The sequence below is a fragment of the Streptomyces johnsoniae genome, assembly GCF_031845565.1.
GTDB lineage: Bacteria > Actinomycetota > Actinomycetes > Streptomycetales > Streptomycetaceae > Streptomyces > Streptomyces johnsoniae.
The window spans coordinates 1-21,744 of sequence record NZ_JAVREV010000020.1; the positions used below are offsets into that span (position 1 = coordinate 1).

The 21,744-nt window shown below is 73.2% G+C and carries 14 protein-coding genes; 4 read left to right on the top strand and 10 right to left on the bottom strand.

Annotated features, from left to right (window positions below; translation table 11 throughout):
* From RM779_RS28330 to RM779_RS28340, 3 genes are all read left to right on the top strand, one after another.
* A partial coding sequence (locus tag RM779_RS28330) for a KR domain-containing protein (RefSeq protein WP_311620630.1) occupies positions 1–2,932 on the top strand: 2,932 nt, incomplete at its 5' end.
* 93 nt (positions 2,933–3,025) lie between these two features.
* A complete protein-coding gene (locus RM779_RS28335) occupies positions 3,026–9,463 on the top strand; it encodes a thioester reductase domain-containing protein (RefSeq protein WP_449657311.1) in 6,438 nt (2,145 codons plus the stop codon).
* Between the two features lie 71 nt (positions 9,464–9,534).
* On the top strand, positions 9,535–10,707 hold the full coding sequence (locus tag RM779_RS28340) for an acyl-CoA dehydrogenase family protein (protein WP_311620632.1): 1,173 nt from the start codon (positions 9,535–9,537) through the stop codon (positions 10,705–10,707).
* 84 nt (positions 10,708–10,791) lie between these two features.
* Here RM779_RS28340 and RM779_RS28345 read toward each other — a convergent pair whose 3' ends face one another.
* The 10 genes from RM779_RS28345 to RM779_RS28390 all read right to left on the bottom strand — a co-directional run bounded on the left by RM779_RS28345 (position 10,792) and on the right by RM779_RS28390 (position 20,232).
* On the bottom strand, positions 10,792–11,676 hold the full coding sequence (locus tag RM779_RS28345) for an NAD(P)-dependent oxidoreductase (protein ID WP_311620633.1): 885 nt from the start codon (positions 11,674–11,676) through the stop codon (positions 10,792–10,794).
* Between the two features lie 76 nt (positions 11,677–11,752).
* Positions 11,753–11,977, bottom strand: coding sequence for a ferredoxin (locus tag RM779_RS28350; protein ID WP_311620634.1), 225 nt, complete (start codon positions 11,975–11,977; stop codon positions 11,753–11,755).
* A gap of 19 nt (positions 11,978–11,996) precedes the next feature.
* On the bottom strand, positions 11,997–13,220 hold the full coding sequence (locus RM779_RS28355) for a cytochrome P450 family protein (RefSeq protein ID WP_311620635.1): 1,224 nt from the start codon (positions 13,218–13,220) through the stop codon (positions 11,997–11,999).
* A 251-nt stretch (positions 13,221–13,471) separates the two neighbouring features.
* On the bottom strand, positions 13,472–14,920 hold the full coding sequence (locus tag RM779_RS28360; RefSeq protein ID WP_311620636.1) for a flavin monoamine oxidase family protein: 1,449 nt from the start codon (positions 14,918–14,920) through the stop codon (positions 13,472–13,474).
* 586 nt (positions 14,921–15,506) lie between these two features.
* On the bottom strand, positions 15,507–16,037 hold the full coding sequence (locus tag RM779_RS28365; RefSeq protein WP_311620637.1) for a flavin reductase family protein: 531 nt from the start codon (positions 16,035–16,037) through the stop codon (positions 15,507–15,509).
* Positions 16,038–16,052: 15 nt separating this feature from the next.
* Positions 16,053–16,937 (bottom strand): 3-hydroxybutyryl-CoA dehydrogenase, encoded by an 885-nt coding sequence (locus tag RM779_RS28370; protein WP_311620638.1) that lies wholly within the window; start codon positions 16,935–16,937, stop codon positions 16,053–16,055.
* Positions 16,934–17,935 (bottom strand): 3-oxoacyl-ACP synthase III family protein, encoded by a 1,002-nt coding sequence (locus RM779_RS28375; protein ID WP_311620639.1) that lies wholly within the window; start codon positions 17,933–17,935, stop codon positions 16,934–16,936. Before RM779_RS28375 ends, RM779_RS28370 begins: the two co-directional genes overlap by 4 nt.
* A complete protein-coding gene (gene ccrA / locus RM779_RS28380) occupies positions 17,932–19,260 on the bottom strand; it encodes a crotonyl-CoA carboxylase/reductase (RefSeq protein WP_311620640.1) in 1,329 nt (442 codons plus the stop codon). The genes RM779_RS28375 and ccrA overlap by 4 nt, the downstream gene beginning before the upstream one ends.
* Before the next feature lie 129 nt (positions 19,261–19,389).
* Positions 19,390–19,785: a YybH family protein gene (locus tag RM779_RS28385; RefSeq protein ID WP_077057657.1), complete on the bottom strand. Its 396-nt coding sequence runs from the start codon at positions 19,783–19,785 to the stop codon at positions 19,390–19,392.
* Positions 19,786–19,836: 51 nt separating this feature from the next.
* Positions 19,837–20,232: a YybH family protein gene (locus tag RM779_RS28390; RefSeq protein WP_311620641.1), complete on the bottom strand. Its 396-nt coding sequence runs from the start codon at positions 20,230–20,232 to the stop codon at positions 19,837–19,839.
* Positions 20,233–20,585: 353 nt separating this feature from the next.
* Between RM779_RS28390 and RM779_RS28395 the strand changes: the two genes are divergently transcribed.
* Positions 20,586–21,737 (top strand): DegT/DnrJ/EryC1/StrS family aminotransferase, encoded by a 1,152-nt coding sequence (locus RM779_RS28395; RefSeq protein ID WP_311620642.1) that lies wholly within the window; start codon positions 20,586–20,588, stop codon positions 21,735–21,737.
* The last annotated feature ends 7 nt before the right edge of the window (positions 21,738–21,744 follow it).

Sequence of the window (21,744 nt, forward strand, 5' to 3'; positions counted from 1 at the left end):
TTATTGGGCGCGTCATATGCGGGAGGCGGTGCGTTTCGCGGATGGGGTGGGGGCGTTGGAGGAGTTGGGGGTCACGCAGTTCGTGGAGCTGGGCCCGGACGGCGTCCTGACCGCCCTCGTCCCCGACGCGCTGAGCAGCCCCGGCGGCGTCGAGGCGTTCCCCGTGCTGCGCCGCGACCGGCCCGAGCCGGACTCGCTGATGCAGGCCGTCGCCCGGCTGCACCTCCGCGGCGTCGGCTTCGACTGGCCGAGGCTGTTCGCGGACACCGGCGCCAGGAAGGCCGCCCTGCCCACCTACGCCTTCCAGCGCGACTCCTACTGGCTGCACCAGGACCCGGGCGCGGCGGGCCACGGCCCCGGCAGCACCGGCCACCCGCTGCTCGGCACCGCGGTGACCGCGGCGGGCAGCGGCGAGGTGCTGTTCACGACCCACCTGCCGCCGCACACCCACGGCCGGCTGACCGATCCGGCCCTGCCCGACGCGCCCGTCGTGCCCGCCTCCGCGCTGGCCGAGGCCCTCCTCAGGGCCGCCGGCGAGCTGGGCGCCGGGCCGCTCGAACGGCTGGCCGTGCACGTTCCGCTGCTCCTGCCCGAGCACGGTGCCGCGCAGCTCCAGACCGCGGTCGGCCCGCCCGACGAGGCCGGGCGGCGCCCCTTCGCGGTCCACGGCCGGCACGGTGACGGTGAGGCGCCCTGGACGCTGCACGCCGATGGCGTGCTCGGCACCGCGGAGGAGTCCCCCGCTCCCGCCGCCGGCCGCGGCAGGGAAGCGTCCGCGGAAGCCGCGCTCCCCGAGGAACTGCTGCCCGACGCCGCCGCGTACGGCATCCACCCGGCGCTCCTGGAAGCGGCCGTGCGCACGGCCGCCGGGGCGGCACCGGCCGGTACGGTCCGCGTGCCGGGCGAGTGGCGCGGTGTGCGGCTGCACGCCGCCGGAGCCACCGCGGTGAAGGTCCTGTCCGCCGGCGCGGGCGACGACGCCGTCTCCGTGCGGCTGACCGACCCCGCGGGGCGGCCGGTGCTGAGCGTCGACCGGCTCACGTTCCGCGACGTGCCCGAGGCCCGGTTCGCCGCGGCGGGCGCGGGCCGGTCGCTGTACGCGCCGGAGTGGACCGCGCTCGCGCCCGCGCCGCAGGGCGAGGCCGTGCCGTGGGCCGTGCTGGGCACGGCGGACGTCGAGGGCGCCGCGTTCGAGGACGTCGCCGGGCTCGCGGACGCCCTCGCGGCGGGCGCCCCGTTCGGCGCCGCCGTCACCGCCCTCGGAACGGGCCCCGACGCGCCCGCCGAAGCCCTGGATCTGGCCCGCGCCTGGCTCGCCGAGGAACGGGTCACCGGCCTGCCGCTCGTCGTCCTGATCCGCGGCGGCGCGTCCCTCACGCCGCCCAGCCCGGACGGCACCGACCCCGAGGGCCGGGCGGCCGCCGCGTGGGGACTGCTGCGCGGTGCGCAGGCGGAGGCCCCCGGCCGCTTCGTGCTGATCGACGTCGAGGACGGCCGGGTCCCTGGCGAACTCCTGTCCGCGGTGCTGGCCTCGGGCGAACCGCAGGCCGCGCTGCTCGACGGCGCCGCCCGCGTGCCGCGGCTCGGGCACGCCGCGGACCCCGGCGCGCCCGGCGGGCCCGGTGGCACCGCCCCCGAGCCGGCGACGCGCTTCGACCCGGACGGCACCGTCCTGATCACCGGCGGCGCCGGAACGCAGGCCGCGCTGCTCGCCCGCCACCTGGTGGCCGCGCACGGCGTGCGCCATCTGCTCCTGCTCGACCCGCGCGCCGAAGGCACCTGGCCCGAGCCAGAACTTCTCGAAGAACTGGGCCGGTCCGGTGCCCGTGTCACGGCCCTCACGTGCGACACCGCGGACCGTTCCGCGCTCGGGGCCGCGCTCGCCGCCGTCACGCCGCCGCTGACCGGCGTCGTCCACACCGCGGGCGCGGCGGAGGAGACGCCGCTGCCACGACTGACCGCCGACCGCCTCACCGCGGTCCTGCGGTCCGGGGCGGACACCGCGCGGCACCTGCACGAGCTGACCCGCGACTCGAACCCGGCCGCGTTCGTGCTGCTCACCTCCACCGCGGCGGCGACCGGCACCCCGGGCCTGGCCGCCCGCGCCGCGGCCGACGCCGCGCTGGACGGGCTCGCCCGGCACCGGGCCGCGCTCGGCCTGCCCGTGACCTCCCTGGCCCTCGGCCCCCGGGAAGCGGAATCCCCCGCGCCCCGCGAGGGCTTCCGCCCGCTGACCGAACGGGAGGCCACCGGGCTGTTCGACGCGGCGCTGCGCGCCGGGCCCGCGACGCTGGTCGCCCTGCCCCTCGACCCCGGCGCCATGCGGGCGGCCGGCGACATCCCCGCGCTGTTCCGCCGCCTGGTGCGTGCCCCGGCCGGGCCCGCGGCGGCCGGGACCGGCGTCCCGCTGGCCGAACGCCTCGCCGCACTCCCGGCCGAACAGCGCCACCCGGCCGCCCTGGCCGTCGTCCGGGCGGAAGTGGCCGCGGTCCTCGGCCGTTCCGACCCCGGCGCGATCGAGGCCGACCGCGCCTTCAAGGAACTGGGCTTCGACTCCATGATCGCCGTGGAGCTGCGCAGCCGCCTCGGTGAACGGACCGGCATCACGCTCCCGGCCACCCTGGCGTTCGACCACCCCTCCGCCCGGTCACTGGCCGCACACCTGGTCACCCTGCTGGCGCCCGACGCCGGACCGGCGGCGCAGGCCCCCGCGCTCGCCGAGCTGGACCGGCTGGAGGCGGTACTCGCCGCCGGCCCGCAGGACGAAGGGGAACGCGGCACGATCGTCGTCCGGCTCCAGACCCTGCTGGCCCGGCTGACCGAGACCACCGGCGGCGAAGAGGCCCCGGCACCGGCCGACAGCATCGAATCGGCGTCGGCGGAGGAGATCTTCGCCCTGCTCGACGGTCGGTCCGGCGGACCGGCCGACTGACCAGGCACGCCTGACCGCCTGTACCGACGTTCCCCGAAGGAGAACGAGGCTTCCATGTCAACTGTCTCCCAGGAAGAGAAGCTGCTCGCGTACCTGAGGAAGGCGACCACCGACCTCCAGAAGGCGCGCAGGCGGATCACCGAGCTGGAGTCCGGCAGGGACGAGCCCATCGCGATCGTCGGCATGGCCTGCCGCTATCCCGGCGCCTCGTCCCCCGACGCCCTGTGGCAACTTGTCCTCGACGAGCGGGACGTCATCACGGACTTCCCCACCGACCGCGGCTGGGACCTGGACAACCTCTACGATCCCGACCCCGACAAGCCGGGCCGGACGTACGTCAGGCAGGGCGGGTTCATCGACAGCGCGACCCGCTTCGACGCCGCGTTCTTCGGCATCTCCCCGCGCGAGGCCGTGGCGATGGAGCCGCAGCAGCGCGTGCTGCTCGAAACCGCGTGGGAGGCACTGGAGGGCGCGGGCATCGACCCGGCCTCGCTCAAGGGCAGCAGGACCGGCGTGTTCACCGGGCTCGTCGAGCAGAGCTACCTGAGCCTGGAGAACCCCGGCGAGTTCGACGGCTACCTGATGACCAGCATGCTCTCCAGCATGGCCTCGGGCCGCATCTCCTACACCCTGGGCCTGGAAGGCCCCGCGGTGTCCGTGGACACCGCCTGCTCCTCGGCGCTGGTGGCGCTGCACCTGGCGTCCCAGTCGCTGCGCGCCGGGGAGTCCGACCTCGCCCTGGCCGGTGCCTCCTACATCGCCGCGACCCCGCTGGGCCACATCGACTTCTCGCGCCAGCGCGGCCTCGCCGCCGACGGCCGCTGCAAGCCGTTCGCGGCCGGCGCGGACGGCATCGGCTGGTCCGAGGGCGTCGGCCTGCTGGTGGTGGAACGGCTGTCGGACGCGCGGCGCAACGGGCACACGGTGCTGGCCGTCGTGCGCGGCTCGGCCATGAACCAGGACGGCGCGTCGAACGGCCTGACCGCGCCCAACGGCCCCTCGCAGGAGCGCGTGATCCGCCAGGCATGGGCCAACGCCCGGCTGGGCGGCGCGGACGTGGACGCGGTGGAGGCCCACGGCACCGGCACCGCGCTGGGCGACCCGATCGAGGCGCAGGCCCTGCTGAACACCTACGGGCAGGAACGGCCGGAGGACGGCCGCCCGCTGTGGCTCGGCTCGCTGAAGTCCAACATCGGGCACGCGCAGGCCGCCGCCGGCGCCGGCGGCATCATCAAGATGGTGCAGGCCATCCGGCACGGCATCCTGCCCAGGTCGCTGCACGCCGAGGAGCCGACCCCGGAGGTCGACTGGACCGCGGGCAACGTCGAACTGCTCGCGCAGGCCCGGCCCTGGCCGCGGACCGGCCGCCCCCGCCGGGCCGGGGTCTCCGCGTTCGGCGCCAGCGGCACCAACGCGCACGTCATCCTCGAACAGGCGCCCCCGGCCGCGGAAACCGCGGAAGAACGGGCGCCCGCCGACGTCACCGCGCCCCCGGTGCCCTGGGTCCTCTCGGCCGGCACACCCGCCGCCCTGCGCGACCAGGCCCGCAGACTCCTGACACACGTCACCGCCCACGAGGACCTGCGGACCGCCGACGTCGCCTGGTCCCTGGCCACCACCCGCTCGGCGCTCGGCCACCGCGCGGCCGTCACCGGAGCGGGCCGCGAGGATCTCATCGCCGGGCTGCGCGCCCTGGCCGACGGCACGGCCTCCCCGCACCTGGTCCAGGGGAACGCGGCCCAGGCCGGCCGGACGGTGTTCGTCTTCCCGGGGCAGGGCGGCCAGTGGCCCGGCATGGCCCGCGAACTGATGGACACCTCACCGGTGTTCGCCGCACGCATCCACGCCTGCGGCCAGGCGCTCGCCCCGCACGTCGACTGGTCACTCGAAGACGTGCTCCGGGAGGCCGAGGGCGCCCCCTCCCTGGAGCGGGTGGACGTCATCCAGCCCGTCTCGTTCGCGGTGGCCGTCTCGCTGGCCGAGCTGTGGCGCTCCTACGGGGTCGAGCCGGCGGCCGTCGTGGGCTCCTCCCAGGGGGAGGTCGCCGCGGCCTGCGTCGCCGGAGGGCTGACCTTGGCGGACGCGGCGCGCGTCGCCGCCGTGCGCAGCCGGGTCACCACCGCTCTGGCGGGCCGCGGCGGCATCGTGTCCGTCGGGCTCTCCCGCGACGAACTCACCGCGCTGCTGCGGCGGTGGGACGGTCGGCTGTCCGTCGCCGTCGTCAACGGGCCGGGCTCGACCGTCGTCTCAGGCGACCACGACGCGCTCGCCGAACTCGTCGAGCACTGCCGCGAACACGGCATCCGCACCCGGCGCTTCTCCGCCGACTACGCCTCGCACTCCGCGCAGGTCGAGGAGATCCGTGACCGCCTCGTCCGGGACCTGACGCCCATCAGGCCCCGGCGGGGCACGGTGCCGTTCTACTCCACGGTCACCGCGGGCCCGCTCGACACCGCGGAGCTGGACGCCGAGTACTGGTACCGCAACCTGCGCCACCCCGTGGAGTTCGAGCGGACGACGCACGTGCTCGCCGAGCACGGCCACCACACCTTCGTCGAGGTCGGCCCGCACCCGGTGCTGGCCCCCGTGCTCCAGGACAACCCCGAGGCGGCCGTCGTCGTCGGCACGCTGCGTCGCGGCGAGGGCGGTCCCGAACGGTTCCTCGCCTCCCTGGGGCGGCTGTGGGCGGGCGGCGGCACGGTGGACTGGCCCACCGCCTTCGGCGGGCACGGCGCGCGCACCGTCCCGCTGCCCACCTACGCCTTCCAGCACGAGCGGTACTGGTACGCCGCGTCCGGCGCCGGTGCCGACGTCGGCCGCCACGGCCTGGCCCCCGTCGGCCATCCGGTGCTCGGCGCGGCCGTGACCGTGGCGGGCACCGACCAGACGCTGTTCACCGGTCGGGTCTCGGCCCGCACCAGCACCTGGCTCGGCGGCCACACCGTCCTCGGCACCGCCCTGCTGCCGCACGCGGCGCTCGCCGAACTGGCGGTCCGTGCGGGCGACGAGCTCGGCCTGACCGCCGTGGACGACCTGACGGTCGAGACGCCCCTGGTCCTCACCGAGCGGCAGGCCGTCCAACTCCAGCTGCGGGTGGGGCCGCCCGACGACGAGGCCGGGCGCCCGTTCACCGTGCACGCCAGGCCCGACGAGGGCGACGTCACCTGGACCCATATTGCCGGTGGCCGGCTCAGCCCGCGCGGCGCCGGGCCCTGGGCCGGGCCGGCCGCGTGGCCGCCGCCCGACGCGCTCAGGCTGCCGCCCGCCGAGGTCCGCGCCCGCCTGACGGCCGAAGGGCTGCCGGAAGGGCCCGTGCTCGCCGGGGTCACGGCCGCCTGGCGCAAGGGCGAGGAGGTCTTCGCCGAAGTGCGGCTGCCCGACGAACTCCGCGACGGAGCCGCCGGTTTCGGCATCCACCCGGTGCTGCTGGAGAGCGCCCTGGCCACCGTTCTCCTCACGCTCGAAGCCCCGCGGGAGGGCATCGCGCGCCTCGTGCGCCACGGCGGCTTCCGGCTCCACGCCACCGGCGCCACCGCGCTGCGCGTGCACGCGGCCCCGACAGGCGAAGGCGCCGTCTCGGTGACGATGACGGACCCGGAGGGCCGCCCGGTCGCCACGGCGGGGCCGCTGACCTTCCGCGGCGTCACGGCGGAAGAACTCGGCGGCACGGGCGCGCGCCACCACGACGACCTGTTCCACGTCGGCTGGCGGCCGGTCGCCCTGCCCCGGCCCGAAGTCCCGCTGCGCTGGGCGCAGCTGGGTACCAACCGGTTCGCGGCCGAGCACCTGCCGGACGTCGCCGCCGCGCGCAAGGCCGCGGACAGCGGGGAGGCGATGGCGGGCGTGTTCTCCTGGCACGGACCTGCGCCGGACGGCGACGTCGTCTCCTCGGTGTACGGCGCGACCCACCGTGCTCTGGACCTGGTCAGGGACTGGCTGGCCGACGACCGGCTCGGCACCACCCCGCTGGTGGTCGTCACCCGCGGCGCGGTCGCGGCCGGGGATGAGGACGTGCGGGACCTGGCCGGCTCGGCCGTCTGGGGTCTGCTGCGCACCGCCCAGTCCGAATCGCCCGGCCGGTTCGTCCTCGTCGACGTCGACGACGAGGAGGCGTCCGCGGCGGCCCTGCCCGCCGTCGTCGCCTCGGGCGAGGCCCAGGCCGCCGTGCGCGGCGGGCGGGTGCTCGTGCCGCGCGCCGAGCGCGTCGGGCCGCCGGCCCACGACACGGAGCCCAGCGGCGCCTGGAACCCGCACGGCACCGTCCTGATCACCGGCGGCACCGGAACGCTCGGCGCGCTGTTCGCCCACCACCTCGCCGCGGAACACGGCGTCGAGCACCTGCTGCTGACGAGCCGCAGCGGTCCTGACGCGCCGGGCGCCGACGCGTTGCGCGCCTCCCTCGAAGCGCTCGGCGCCCGGGTCACCGTCGCCGCCTGCGACACCTCCGACCGCGAGGCCCTCGCCGCGCTCCTCGCCGCCGTGCCCGCCGACCTGCCGCTGACCGGCGTGATCCACGCGGCCGGCGTCCTCGACGACGGCCTGATCACCGCCCTCACCCCCGAGCGGCTGAACGCGGTGCTGCGGCCGAAGGTGGACGCCGCCTGGCATCTGCACGATCTGACCCGCGGCCTGGAACTGTCCGCGTTCGTGCTGTTCTCCTCGCTCGCGGGCGTGATCGGCAGCGCGGGCCAGGCCAACTACGCCGCGGCCAACTCCTTCCTCGACGCCCTGGCGCAGCACCGCAGGGCCGCGGGGCTCGCCGCGACCTCCACGGCGTGGGGGCTGTGGGAGCAGCTGAGCGCCATGGCCGCGAACCTCGACCAGGCCGACGTCGACCGCATCGTGCGGACCGGCTTCCGGCTGGTGGCGTCCGACCGGGGGCCGAGGACGCTGGACACCGCACTCGCCCTCGGCCACGCCGCCGTCGTCGGCGTTCCGGTCGACATGGCGACACTGCGGCAGCGGCCCGCCCAGGCGCCGCTGGTGTTCTCCCGGCTGGCCCGCAGCCCGCTGCGCGGCACGGTGCGCGAGAACGGCATGAACGCGGAAACGCTCGCCGCGCTCCTCGCCGGACTGCCGGAGGCGGAGCGCCACCGCACCGTCCTGGACCTGGTGCGCGCCGAGGTCGCCGCCGTCCTGGGCCACCCAGAACCCGGCGGCATCGGGGCGGAACAGCCGTTCGCCGGGCTCGGCTTCGACTCGCTGACCTCCGTCGAGCTGCGCAACCGGCTCGGCGGCGTGGTAGGCCGCCGCCTGCCGGCCAGCCTGGTGTTCGACCACCCGACGCCCGGGGAACTGGCCGCCCACCTGCTCGGCGAGCTGCGGCCCGCGGATGCGGACCAGGACGCCGCGCAGCCCACCGACTACGCGGCCGACATCCGCCTCGCCGACGACATCCGCCCCGCCGATGAGGTCGTCCGCGTGGCCGAGGACCCGGCGGAGGTCCTGCTGACGGGGGCCACCGGCTTCCTCGGCGCGTTCGTCCTGCGCGACCTGCTGCGGACCACGAGCGCCACGGTGCACTGCCTGGTGCGGGCCGCGGACGAGGCCGACGGCCTTCGCCGGGTCCTGGCCAACCTGGAGTGGTACCGCATCCGGGACGAGGTCGACACCGGCCGGCTGCGCATCGTCGTCGGCGACCTGGCCGAGCCCGGGATCGGCCTCGCGGCGGAACGGTTCGACGCGCTCGCCCGCACGGTCGACGCCGTCTACCACTGCGGCGCCTCGGTCAACTGGATTCATCCGTATCCGACGCTGAAGGCCGCCAACGTCCTGGGCACCGAGGAACTGCTGCGCCTCGCCGCCCGGCACCGCACGGTGCCGCTGCACCACGTCTCCACCACCGGCGTGTTCGCCGGGCCGGTCACCCCGGGCGTCCCCCTGGCGGTGACCGACCCCACGGGCCCGGGCGAGGCGCTGCCGAACGGCTACACCCAGAGCAAGTGGGTCGCGGAGCAGATCGTCGGCCTGGCCCGCGAGCGCGGCCTGCCGGTGAACGTGTACCGCGTCGACCAGGTCGCCGGGGACCTCCGCAACGGCGCCTGCCAGACCCGGGACTTCGTCTGGCTGATGGTCAAGGGCGTCGTGCAGTCCGGCGCCGCCCCGAAGGCGCTGCCGGGGCTGTTCCGGCTGATGCCGGTGGACTACGCGAGCGCCGCGCTCGTCGCCGTCTCGCGTCGGCCCGCCTCCGCGGGCGGGACCTTCCACCTCGGCAACGAGAGCCACGTGACGATGGACGACATGGTCGCCGAGCTGCGGTCGTTCGGGTACCGGCCGGCGGAGGTGGACCCCGCCGACTGGATCGACCTCGTGCGGGCGGACCCCGACAACGCCATCGCGCCGCTCCTCGACGCGGTCGAGATGCTCGTCGAGGACAGCGAGTCGTTCTACCCGGCGACCGACACCGCGCGCACGGCGGCGGCACTCGGCGGCAGTGGCATCACCTGCCCCGCCGCGTCCGCCTCTCTCGTGCGCAAGCAGATCAGGTTCTTCGCGGAATCGGGCTGGTTCCCCGCTCCGGAAGGGAGCTGACCACCGGGCGGTGACCGTCCGATGGGCGCGTTTCGCCACACTCGTGTGTGACGTCGAACAGAGGAGACAGTATGGCCGGGACCGAGAGGGAAGCCGCGACTGTTCTGGACGCGGTGCGCGCAATTGTTCCGACGCTCAGGGAGAACGGGAAGGAAGGCGAGGACCAGCGCTGGATTTCGGAGCAGAATCTCGAACTCCTTGAGAAGGCCGACGTTTTCAGGGCCGGTGTGCCGAAGCGGTACGGCGGCCTCGAACTCTCCGTTCCCCAGCACATCGATCTGCTTCTCGAAATATCCAGGGGCTGCGGTTCGACCGGCTGGGTCTGCGAGGGCTTCATCACCGCGGCCTGGATGGTCCGCCTCTTTCCCGAGCGGGCGCAGCAGGAGGTGTACGCCGGCGGCTCGGCCCGCGTCTCCGGCGGCTTCACCCCCTCCGGCACCCTGGTGCCCACCGAGGGCGGCTACCTGCTCAACGGCGCCTGGCGGTTCAACACCGGCTGCCGCGGCGCCGACTGGAACCTGGCCGCCACCAACCTCCACCACCCGGACGGGACGGTCCAGCAGATGCTGACCGTGGTGCCGATCGGCGACATCACCTTCGATGACGACTGGGACACGATGGCCGCGGCGGCCACCGGGAGTTCGACGACGTTCGCGACCGACGTGTTCGTCCCGGCGCACCGGGCCATCGACATGGGCGAGGCGTTCGCGGCGGGCGGCGGCGAGCCCACCGGGCCGGGCGAGGGCCGGGACTACGGCCTGATCAGCGTCGTCATGGCCGAGTCGACCTCGACGCTGATCGGCATGGCGCAGGGCGCCTACGACCTCTTCCTCGAACGCGTGCACCGGCCGCTGTCCTACACCGCGTGGCAGGACCAGGCCGAGCATCCGCTGACGCAGATCCAGGTGGCCACCGCCGCCAACCAACTGGCGGCCGCCCGCGCGCTGCTGGCCGCCCAGGCCGGCATCGTGCAGGAGCGCGCCGACGCCGGCGAGCGGCTGACCACGGAGGAACGGGCCACGCTGCGCGGCCAGTGCGGCTTCGCGGTGAAGCTGGCGCGCGAGGCCACCCAGACGCTGTTCGCCGCGAGCGGCGCCTCGGCGATCCAGCGCAGCCTGCCCATCCAGCGCTTCTTCCGCGACGTCCAGGGCTTCTCCATGCACGCCGTGATGACCCCGGACGCCAATCTGGAGGTGTACGGGCGGGTCCTGCTCGGGCTCGACCCGAACACCACGGTGCTCTGAGCGGCCCGGCCGCCGGCCGGGACAGCGATGCGGCCTCCACGCCTTCGCCGGCGTGGAGGCCGCATCGTGTGTGCGGGCGGCGGGTCAGGTCCCCGAGTTCTTCAGGACCTCGGCCACCGCGGAGAAGTCGTCGTCGGCGAACCCGTCGGCCACCCGCCGGTCCATCAGCGACTGCATCGGGTCGAGCAGGTCCGTGCTGATGCCCTGGTCCAGGCTGGCCCGGCGGATGTTCCGGTACCCGACCTGCTGCATGCCGAGCGCGGCCACGACGTCCACCTGGTACTCGCCGGTGTCGATCTGCCTGGCGAAGTGGGGGATGATGCCCGTCATCGACGTCAGGTAGGGCACCAGCAGCTCGGCGGAGAAGTCCTGCGCCTTGACGCCCTCCGTGCCGACCACGGCAATGGCGTGCATGGCGCCGCCCAGCAGACCGTACATCGCGCCGTTCAGGGCCAGGTCGAGCAGCGAGGCCAGGCCCGCGTCGTCCCCGACGAACCGGGCCGAGCCCAGGACTTCGAGCAGCTCCCTGCCCGCCTCGAACGCGGCCTTGCCAGGACCGCTGTACAGGACGAACGCCGACTCGCTCCCGATGATCTGCGGCACCGCCATGATGCCGCCGTCGACGTACTCGCAGCCCAGCTTCCCTGCCCACCCGGCGGTGTCGCGGGCCTGCCTCGGCGTGCCGTTGGTCAGGTTGAACACGGCGCGGCCGCGCAGCGCGCCGCCCACCGGGTCGAGCACCTCGTGCACGGCGTCGTAGTCCAGGAGGCAGACGACCACGACGGGGCTGGCCCGTACGGCCTCCTCGACCGTGGCCGCACGCCTGGCCCCCTTGCCGACCAGCGGGTCCGCCTTGTCCGCCGTCCGGTTCCACACGGTCGTCGAGTGGCCTGCGGCGAGGAAGGCGTCGGCGAGCGCCGCCCCCATGTTGCCGAGTCCGAGTACCGTCACCGCGGTTGTGTCCACCACTGTCACATCGTCCTTTCCAGCTGGTCGTTGATGGGACGGTCGTCGCCCGGGCGCCCGTACTCCGGGCGCCCGTTCCTCAGGCGCCGGGACCGCCGGCCTCCGCGCCGAGCACCGACACGGCGGCGCCCGGACAGCAGTCGGCCACGTCCTTCGCGGACGTGATGTCGTCGGCGTCGGTGAGTTCCCGCCGCACCGGCTCCGCGACGCCCGCGCCGTTGAGCCGGAACAGGTCCGGGTGCATGGCGGCGCAGAGCCCGGACGCGATGCAGGCCCTTCCGTCGACGTGCAGCGTCCTGCTCATCCGGCGTTCTCCTCGCCCCTCACCGCGGCGCTTCGCCGTTCAGGTGGACGGGGAAGGACTGGATGCTGCGCACCAGCCACATGTCGTCGTACGTCAGCTCCTCGGCGGGCACCGCCGCCCGCATGGCGGGGAAGCGCCGCAGGATCGCCGGGATGGCGACGCTCGCCTCCAGGCGCGCGAGCGCCGCGCCGAGGCAGTTGTGCAGCCCGTGGCCGAAGCCGACGTGGCGCGGGCCGTCACGGGTGATGTCCAGCCGGTCCGCGTCCGGCCAGCGCCGCGGGTCGCGGTTGGCTGAGGCGATGGAGGGGATGACGGGCGTTCCCGCGGGCAGCCGCACCCCGGCGAACTCCAGGTCCTCCCGGGCGAAGCGGAAGAAGCCGACGGCCACGCCGCCGTTGAACCGGATGAACTCCTCGGTCGCGCTGTCCTTCAGATCGGGGCGCTCCATCAGCAGCCGGCGTTGCTCGGGGCGTTCCAGCAGGGAGAGGACGGAGGTGGCGATGAGGTTCCTCGTGGTGTCGAGCCCGGCCATGATCAGCACGGCCATCGTGGCGACGAGTTCCTCCTCGTTCAGCCGGTCGTCGCCGTCGCGCGCCTGGATCAGGGCGGAGGTGATGTCGTCGCCGGGCTCGCGGCGCTTGTGCGCGATCAGCTCACGCCCGTACTCGGCGATCTCCTCGAACGCGTCCCGGTTCTGATCGTCGTGGTCCGGGTCGGTGTGGAAGGCCCGCTCGATGGCGTGCAGCATGTCCTGGAACTTGCTGAGGGAGAAGCCCAGGATGCCGCCGATCAGGTGCGCGGGGATCGCGCCGGCGTAGTCCATGACGTCCGGCCGCTCCTGCTCGGCCAGGCGGTCGAGCGCCTCCTCGACGATCCGGACGGTCGGCTCCTCCCACTGGGCGATCCGCCGCGGCGTGAAGGTGCTCATGGTCAGCTTGCGCACCCGCGTGTGGTCCGGCGGGTCCAGCATCGTGAGGATGCGCTCGACCGCCGTGCCCTGCCCCACCGCCATGCCGCCGTCGACGAACTCCTTGCTCGCGAACGCCGGATTGTTACTGAAACGCGTGTCGCCGAGCAGCCGCTGCACGTCGTCGAAGCGCGTGGCTATCCACACCGGAATATCGCCCATGGGGAACTTGAATTCGTGCATGGGCGAGTTTTCGCGCAGCCACTCGTAGGTGGGAAAAGGGTCCTGGTAGAAGTCGGACTCGAACAGTTTGGTCGGCGGTGCCTTCGCAGTCATTCATGCCCCTCTCAACGGGCCGTGCATACGCTGCCGGAACGGGCTGGAGAGAACTCGCCGACAGGTTACGCGGACCGGGCAAGGGCGCAGTCATGAGCCGGTAATCGACCTGCGGAAAATACCGGGGAGAGGCGGCGGGGCATTTTGTCCCGGGGCCGGCGGGGCGCCGCGCCGCGGAAAACGGGGCGGACCGCGCCCGGTTGCCCGGGCGCGGTCCGCGGTGCCGCTGGGTGCCGTTCCGGCCGCGCCGCCTACAGGCCGAGGATCTGCGAAGCCTGCACCGAGGCGGTGAACCCTGACTCGACCGCGCCGTCCATGAAGCCCGCCCAGCCGTTGGCGATGTCGCTGCCGGCGAACACGACCCGGCCCTGCGGCTGCTGCACCGCCCGGAAGGGGCCGGTCAGCAGCCCCGGCCGCCGCACGGCCCAGCCGCCCGCCGAGTAGGGGTCGTTGCCCCAGTGCTGGGCCTTGACCGCGACCACCTCGATGCCCTCGCAGAACGGCTGCAGCTCCGCCTGGAGCCGCGTGCGGTTGCTGGGGTCGAAGCTGCCGTTGGAGGAGAAGCCGATCATGATGTTGCCGTCCGAGCGTTCCTTGAACGGGATGACCATGGCCACCGGCGCCCCGGGCGCGGCCTCGGCGTAGAACGCGTCCAGGTTGGCGCCGCGAACGTGCATGATGAACTTCTGCGAGGACCTGACGCCGATGCCGTCGGTCGACAGCGTGGTGTACTCGGTGGGCAGGGACGGCGCGAAGTCGATGCTGTTCCACAGGTTGACCGGGATGGCGAGGACCACGGCGCGCGCGGTGTGGGTCTCCCCGGACTTCGTGGTCACGGTCACCGAGGTGCCGTTGTCCGCGACGGAGGCCACCGGCGAGTTCAGCCGGAGCGTCGCGGTGGAGTCGTCGAGTATGGACTGCGCCATCGCGGTCGAGCCGACCACGGGCCGGTAGGTGCTGGTCGCCGCGTAGTCGTCGAAGGTCCAGCCCGACAGCGCCCACCAGTGGGCCATCGTCGTCAGGCCGATGGTGGAGGCCGATCCGGTCAGGCCGCCGATACCGCCGCTGATCAGCGCCTCCTCGTCGGGCGAGTAGCGCATCTGGTCGAGCCTGTCGCGCATCGACAGCGGGTCCAGGTCCGCGAGCAGGTCCTCGCGGAAAAGCGGCTCGTAAGGCCGCTCGAAGTACTGCTCCGATCCGTCGAACAGCGGCGTGATGAGCTGCGACTGCTGGTTGTACACGTCCGTCGGGGTGGACTCCAGGTACCCCGTCGCGGTGGGCGCCACGGCGCGCGTCGGAATGATGTCCGAGGTCAGGTCCCACCCGTAGCGCTGGACCTCCCGCCAGATGTTCGGCTGCCGCTGGTCTACCCAGGTGCCGCCCATCTCGACCTGCTCACCGGCGAACGTCGAGGTCCACGCGCGGCCGCCGATGCGGTCCCGCGCCTCGAGCACCAGCGTGCTCAGGCCCTTGGCCGTCAGCTCGCGGGCCGTGGTCACTCCGGCTATGCCGGCGCCTATGACGATGACGTCCACGGCGTCGGCCTGCGCCTGGGTGCCGCTCGCGGCGCGGGCCTGGGAGCCGAGCGCGGTCATCCCGAGCGGCGCCGCCAGCGCCGCGGCCCCGGCCGTCGTCAGCACCGACCGGCGGGAAGGAGCGTGCGCGGTCGGGGAAGTGGGCAGCTTTTCTTCGGCGTTCATACTGCTTCCTTGAGGAGTCGGTCGTGGCACGGCTCTGCCGGGTTGGCGACGTGGGTGCACCACTCGGTCCCCCCCGGTGCCGGCCGCGGACATGTGGTGCGCGCCCGGTGGGGGGATGAGCGTGATGCGCGTCGCGCACGACGGCGTCTCATCAGGAGCGCGGAAAGGACATGCTGGGCGCGCCGAGGGGTCGGTCGGCGGGACCCGGGTGCTTCGTTCGGCAGGTCGACGGACGCGGGCGGGCCCGGTCGTCCCGGCTGCCGCGCGTTCCGTGCCGTGGCGTGCGGTGGACAGCGGCAGGTCGGCCCGTGTCCGCCTCACTTCAAGGAGCGCGGCTTTCGCCGGAGGTGCCCGCTCACGGCCGGAGCCGAGGCGTATGTCTCCTTCCATCCCCCGTCGGGAACCGGCGCGTCTGCGCGGCCGGCCGGTCGGGCCGGCCACTCGCATACCGGTGCAAGGCCGCCGGCTTCCGGTCCGTCGGCGGCCAACTCACCTTATTGAAAAGCGGTGATGAACCCGCCATTGCGCGGTAATGGCCCGGTAATCGGCCGGCAGGGGGCCGGTGTGCGGGTCCGGCCCCCTGCCCTCAGCCCGCGGGCGGCGTCGCCTGGAAGCCGCCCCGCAGGAAGAGCAGGCCGGCGCCGTCCGAGCCGTTGCGGGCGCTGACCACGTCGCCGATGAAGATGGAGTGGTCGCCGGAGTCGTGGTACGTGGCGAGTTCGCACTCCAGCCAGGCCAGCGCGCCGTGCAGCAGCGGGGAGCGCGTCAGCGGCCCCGGCTCCCAGGCGAGGCCGTCGAACTGCTCGGCGCCCAGAGGCCGCTTCTTGTCGGCGAAGTGGCGGGCCAGGGACTCGTGTTCGGCGCCGAGCACCGAGACCCCGAAACGGCCCTCGGACATGATCGCCTTGTGCATGACGGCGCTGTGGGACACGCAGCACAGCACGGTGGGCGGCGTGAGGGACACCGAGCTGAACGCGTTGGCCGTCATCGCGTGGATGTTGTCGCCGCCGACGCTCAGCACGATGACGCCGGTCGCGAAGCGGGACATCGCCTCGCGCAGGTCGGCGGGTGTCGTCCGAGGGTGTGCGGCGGTCTCCCCTGAGGTCACAGAACTCATGCCGGTCCTCACGTATCAGCCGGTGTAGGTGTAGAAGCCGCGCCGGGTCTTCCGGCCCAGTGCCCCGTCCGCGACCAGGCGGAGCAGCAGCGGGGGAGGGGCGTACGCCTGCTGCCCGAACTCCTCGTGCAGGGCGGTCGCTGTCGAGGCGACGACGTCGAGGCCGATGAGGTCCGCGAGCCGCAGCGGGCCCACCGGGTGCGAGCAGCCCAGCTCCATCCCCGTGTCAACGACCTCCGCGGTGGCGAATCCCGACTCCACCATGCGGATCGCGGACAGCAGGTAGGGGAACAGCACGGCGTTCACGACGAATCCGGGCCGGTCGGGGGAGCGGATGACCCGCTTGCCCAGCACCTGGGTGAGCAGGCGCTCGGTCCGTTCCACGACCAGGCCGTCCGTGTGCACCGAGGCCGTCAGCTCCACCAGCGGCAGCACCGGAACGGGGCTGAAGAAGTGGACACCGATCAGCCGCTCGGCCCGGCCGGCCAGGCGGCCCAGGCGCACGATCGGGATGGAGGAGGTGTTGGACGCCAGGATCGCGTCCTGGGCCTCGACGATCTTGTCGAGCCGGGCGAACAGCTCGGCCTTGGCCACCTCGTCCTCGCGGATGGACTCGACGACGAACTGCCGGCCGGCCAGGGCGTCCAGATCGGGCGTCAGGGCGATCCTGGCGAGGGCCGCGTCGCGGCCCGCCGCCGTGAGCCGGCCCCTGGCCACCGCGCGGCCGAGCGAGTCGGCGATGCGGCGCCGTCCCGGCTCGACCGCGCCGGGCCCGGAGACGATCACCGTGACGTCGAGCCCCGCCCTGGCGCACAGCTCGGCGATGCCCGAGCCCATCAGGCCGCAGCCGACGACACCCACCCGGTGGATGTCCCAGGCGTCCCCGCCCGCCGCGGTCATGCGCCCACGCGCCAGCGGAGCAGGCCGGCGCCCAGCGACATGCCGCCGCCGAAGGCGGCGAGCAGCACCAGGTCGCCGTCGCGCAGCCGGTTCCCTAGGTGGGCGGTGTCGAGGGTGAGGGCGACGGAGGCGCTGCCTGTGTTCCCGTAGCGGTCCAGGGTCCTGTGCGTCTCGGCCGCCGTCAGCCCGCAGCGTTCCACGAGCTGGGAGAGCAGCACCCCGTTGGGCTGGTGCGGTACGAAGTGGTCGACCCGTTCCAGGGCGGTGCCGGTGCGTTCGCACAGCGCGTTGATGAAGTCCGGGAGGTGCTCCAGCACGAAGTCCCGTACGGCACGGCCCTCCATGCGGAAGAAGTGACCGCCCTCCTCGACGGTCTCGGCGGACGCCGGTCTGCGGCTGCCGCCTGCCTCGACCCGGATCAGGTGGTGCGCGTCGCCCCGGGCGGCCAGGTCGAACCCGAGGAACCCGTAGGGCGGTTCGACCTCGCCGACGACGGCGGCGCCCGCGCCGTCACCCAGCAGAACGGCGGTGCGGCGGTCGGAGAAGTCCAGGCTGCGCGAGTACAGGTCGGCGCCGATGACCAGCGCACGGCTGCCCGGCCGCTGGCGGATCAGCGCCTGCGCCAGCGAAAGGCCGTAGACGAAGCCGCTGCACACGACGTTGATGTCCAGGCAGGCCGCGGCGTTCGCGTTGATCCCCCGCTGGACGTGGTAAGCCGTCGGCGGCTGGGGGGAGTCGGGGGTGGACGTGGAGACGATGAGGTAGTCGATCTCGCCCGCGGAGACGCCGGCGGACTTCAGCGCGCGCTCCGCGGCGCGGATCGCCAGGTCCGAGGTGGCCTCGTCGGGCGCGGCGAAGCGACGGCCCGTGATCTGTGTCCGGTCCGCGATCCACTCCTCGGCGACGCCGACGCGAGCGGCGATCTCGGCGTTGGTGACCTCGGTTCCCGGCACGTAGGAGCCGGTGCCGAGGATGCCGATGGAAGGTTCTGTCGTCACAGCAGCCCCCGCAGCGGGTTCAGGGCGGCGGCGCCGAGCTTTTCGCGCCGCGCGGGATCGGTGACCCCGAGTCCTTCCCGGGGCGCCTGGCAGAGCACCGCGACCTTGCCGAGGTGCCGGTTCGTCTGCACCAGCCGGGCCGCCTCGCCTACCTCGTCGAGGCTGTACACGCTGGAGAGGACCGGCGAGATCTTCCCCAGGGAGACCAGCCGGTTGAGCTCGGCCTGCTCCTGGAGGTTGGCCGCGTGACTGCCCACGATCCGCTTGGAGTTCATCCACAGATAGCGGTTGTCGTACTCGTGGATGTAGCCGGTGCTCGACCCGCAGGTCACGACGGTGCCGCCGCGGCGCACGACGAACACCGAGATGCCGAACGTGGCACGGCCCACGTAGTCGAACGCGACGTGGGGGTCCTCACCGACCTCCTTGCGGATGATCCGGCCCAGGCGCTTGCCCTGCTCGATCACCTGCTCGGGCGTGGTGGCCTCGCCGAGGCCGACGTCGGCGCGGTTGACGATGACGTCGCAGCCCAGGGCCTGGAGCGCCTTGGCCTTGGTCTCCGAGCCGACCACTCCGACGGAGACGCCCCCGGCCTGCTTGACCAGCTGCACCGCGAACGCGCCGAGGCCGCCGGTCGCCCCCCAGATCAGGACGACGTCGCCCAGCTTGATCCGGGCGCCCTTGTCGCTGATGAGCATGCGGTAGGAGGTCGCGGCCGTCAGCAGGACGCCGGCCGCCTCCTCCCAGGTGAGATGGGCGGGTTTGGGCAGTACCTGGCTGGCCTTGACCACGGCGTAGTGGGCGAGCCCGCCGAAGTTCGTCTCGTAGCCCCAGGCGCGCTGGCCGGCGCCGAGCATGGCGTCGGCGTGCGTGGCCGGCTCGTGGTCGTCGACCTGGATACAGGTCAGGACGACGTGGTCACCGGGCCGCCACCGCTGGACGCCCGCCCCGGCGCGCACCACGATCCCCGATGCGTCGGAGCCGATCACGTGGTAGGGCCGGTCGTGCCGGGCGGCGGGCCCGCCCTCCCGGCCGTAGCGGCGCAGGAACTGGAAGGTCGGAACGGGCTCGAAGGTCGCCGACCAGACGGTGTTGTAGTTGATCGCGCTGGCCATGACCGCGACCAGCACCTCGTCCGGGGCCAGTTCGGGCATGGGCACGCGACCGACCCTGATGGACTTGCGCACGTCCTTGTCGCGAACGCCGTCGAACATCCCGACGTCCTCGGCCCGCAGGAATGCGGCGGTGTACTGATCCGGGAGTTCTTCCTGTGCCACGACCTCCGCGGACGCACCCGAAAGGAGAGTCTCGGTCAGAGAATCCATCGTGATCCATTCTCTACGGATGGGGGGCTGCCGGCCCGGCCGGTGAGGCCGGTCGGTGGGAGCGGAACGGACCTCGCGCCGGCGGACGGCGCCCGGCGCGGGCCCGGTCTCCGTTCGGCCCTGCGGTCCTTACGCGGCCGGCTTCATCACCGGGCGGTCGATGGCCATGACCCACTTGCCGTTCTCGTCGTGCACGAGAACGTCCGTGCAGGTGCCGTCGAGCTTTACGGGCTCGCCGTCGGGGCCCACGGTTTCGACGGAGAAGTCCACGATGAGGAGCATGGTGTCCGCGGTGCGGAAAGTCTTCAGCACCGTGGCGGTCAGCTTCGGCTTCGTGGCGAGGAATTCCTTGATGGCCTCGGTCCTCGCGGGGCCGGTGAGCGTCTTCCCCGTGAGGTTGGAGATCGCGTCCGCCCGGTACAGCTGGTCGAAGATGGAGCCGTCACCCGAATTGAAGGCTTCGGTGAACACGTCGTTCTGCTGGTCCGGGTCGTCGGTGAGAGAGAGATCGATGGTCGCGCTCATGGTGCGGGGGCCTCCTCGTTTGCTGGTCGAGTCCCGGGAAAGGCGGATGAATTACGTCAGGTCCGTGCCGTAGGGATTGTCGATGGCGAAACGCCACTTGCCGTCCTTGCCGCGGCGCAGCACGTCCACGCCGGTGCCCTGCTGCCGCTGCGGCCCGCCGGGCGCCCCGGGGATGTCGATAGTCCAGTCGACGGCGAGCAGGGCCGTGTCCGAGGTCACGTACGACTCGATGACCTCCGCCTTCATCACCGGCTTCTGCGCGAGGTATGCGGCCTGACCGGCCCGCCTTTCCGCGCCGGTGGCGGCCTTTCCCGGCTCCCACACGGAGACGGCGTCGTCGGTGTACAACCGGTCGACGGCGGCTGCGTCGCCCGAGTTGAACTCCCGGATGTAGTGCTCGACGTGCGCGAATATTTCCTTTTTGAGATCGTCACTGTTGCTGGCCACGGCGAAACCACTCCTCATCTATGTTTCGGCTGTCAATGACCGTTTCCGCGATGGGGTGCGTGAGCGTCGTCAAAAGTGTATGAGGGCCTATCCCATCGACCGGTCATCGCCGGGCCTGAGGGCGCTGCGGAACACGTGGTTACCGGGCCGTTACTGCACTCCCGGCCGGCTCGTGTACGTTCCAGAACCGATGAATAGTGATCCCTAAAGCCGCGCAGGCGGGCAACTCGGCCCTGCGGGGGCCCGTTCGGCGGTTCAGGGGGCGTTTTGAGGATTCGGCGACTGGCGGCACCCGCGCGCGGCTGATGACGAACGGCAGCAGGAATACCGCAATTTCCGATCGGAGCATCTCGATGATCAATGTGTTCCAGCCCAGCCTGGGCGCCGAGGAACTCGAGGCCGTGCAGGAGGTGTTCGAGAGCAACTGGCTCGGGCACGGCCCAAGGACCAGGGACTTCGAGGCGCGGTTCGCGGAGCACCTCGGGGTGGAACCCGAGCACGCCATCTTCATCAACGCGGCCACTGCCGGCCTCTTCCTCGCCACCGAACTGCTCGGCCTCGGCCCCGCCGACGACGTGGTGCTGCCCTCGGTCAGCTTCGTCGCCGCGGGCAACGCCGTGGCGGCCACCGGCGCCAGGCCCGTCTTCTGCGACGTTGACCCACGCACCCTCAACCCGACCGTCGAGCACGTGGAACGTGCGCTGACCCCCCGCACGAAGGCCGTCCTCCTGCTGCACTACGGCGGCCTGCCGGGCGATGTCGCCGCCATCGCCGACCTGTGCCGCGCCCGCGGCATCCGGCTCGTCGAGGACGCCGCCTGCGCGGTCGCCTCCACCGTCGACGGCAAGGCGTGCGGGACGTTCGGCGATCTGGGGGTGTGGAGCTTCGACTCGATGAAGGTCCTCGTCACAGGCGACGGCGGCATGCTGTACGTGCGCGACGCGGAACTCGCCCGCCGGGCCCGCCGCCTGGCCTACTACGGCATCGAACAGGTCAGCGGCTTCGCGGCCGCCAAGGTGACCGACCGCTGGTGGGAACTGAACGTCAAGGACTTCGGGCGCCGGGTCATCGGCAACGACCTCACCGCCGCGATCGGGGCCGTGCAGCTGCGCCGCCTGCCCTCGTTCGTCGAAAGGCGCCGCGAGATCAGCCGCCGGTACAACGAGCTGCTCGCGGACGTCGAGGGGGTCCGGCTGCCCCCGGCCCTGCCGGCCGGCCACGTCGGCACCCACTACTTCTACTGGGTGCAGATGGACCCGGCGATCCGCGACCGGGTGGCCGGCGACCTGCGTGACCGCGGCGTCTACACCACCTTCCGCTACCCCCCGCTGCACAAGGTGCCCGCCTACGGCGGCGACGCGGGCGAGCTGCCCGGCACCGAGGCGGCCTCGGAGTCCACGCTGCTGCTGCCCCTGCACCAGGGACTGCCGGACGCGGACGTGCAGACCGTCGCCGACGAGCTGCGCAAGGCGATCGAGCAGCGCGCCGGCGAGGCGAGGGGCTGACGGCCCG

Excerpts from the sequence above, each read along its gene's own strand:
- RM779_RS28385 (WP_077057657.1), bottom strand. The coding sequence starts at position 19,785 with ATGAGCGCGACCATCGATCTCTCTCTCACCGACGACCCGGACCAGCAG.
- RM779_RS28365 (WP_311620637.1), bottom strand. The coding sequence starts at position 16,037 with ATGAGTTCTGTGACCTCAGGGGAGACCGCCGCACACCCTCGGACGACA.
- RM779_RS28360 (WP_311620636.1), bottom strand. The coding sequence starts at position 14,920 with ATGAACGCCGAAGAAAAGCTGCCCACTTCCCCGACCGCGCACGCTCCT.
- RM779_RS28370 (WP_311620638.1), bottom strand. The coding sequence starts at position 16,937 with ATGACCGCGGCGGGCGGGGACGCCTGGGACATCCACCGGGTGGGTGTC.
- ccrA (WP_311620640.1), bottom strand. The coding sequence starts at position 19,260 with ATGGATTCTCTGACCGAGACTCTCCTTTCGGGTGCGTCCGCGGAGGTC.
- RM779_RS28395 (WP_311620642.1), top strand. The coding sequence starts at position 20,586 with ATGATCAATGTGTTCCAGCCCAGCCTGGGCGCCGAGGAACTCGAGGCC.
- RM779_RS28355 (WP_311620635.1), bottom strand. The coding sequence starts at position 13,220 with ATGACTGCGAAGGCACCGCCGACCAAACTGTTCGAGTCCGACTTCTAC.
- RM779_RS28350 (WP_311620634.1), bottom strand. The coding sequence starts at position 11,977 with ATGAGCAGGACGCTGCACGTCGACGGAAGGGCCTGCATCGCGTCCGGG.
- RM779_RS28340 (WP_311620632.1), top strand. The coding sequence starts at position 9,535 with ATGGCCGGGACCGAGAGGGAAGCCGCGACTGTTCTGGACGCGGTGCGC.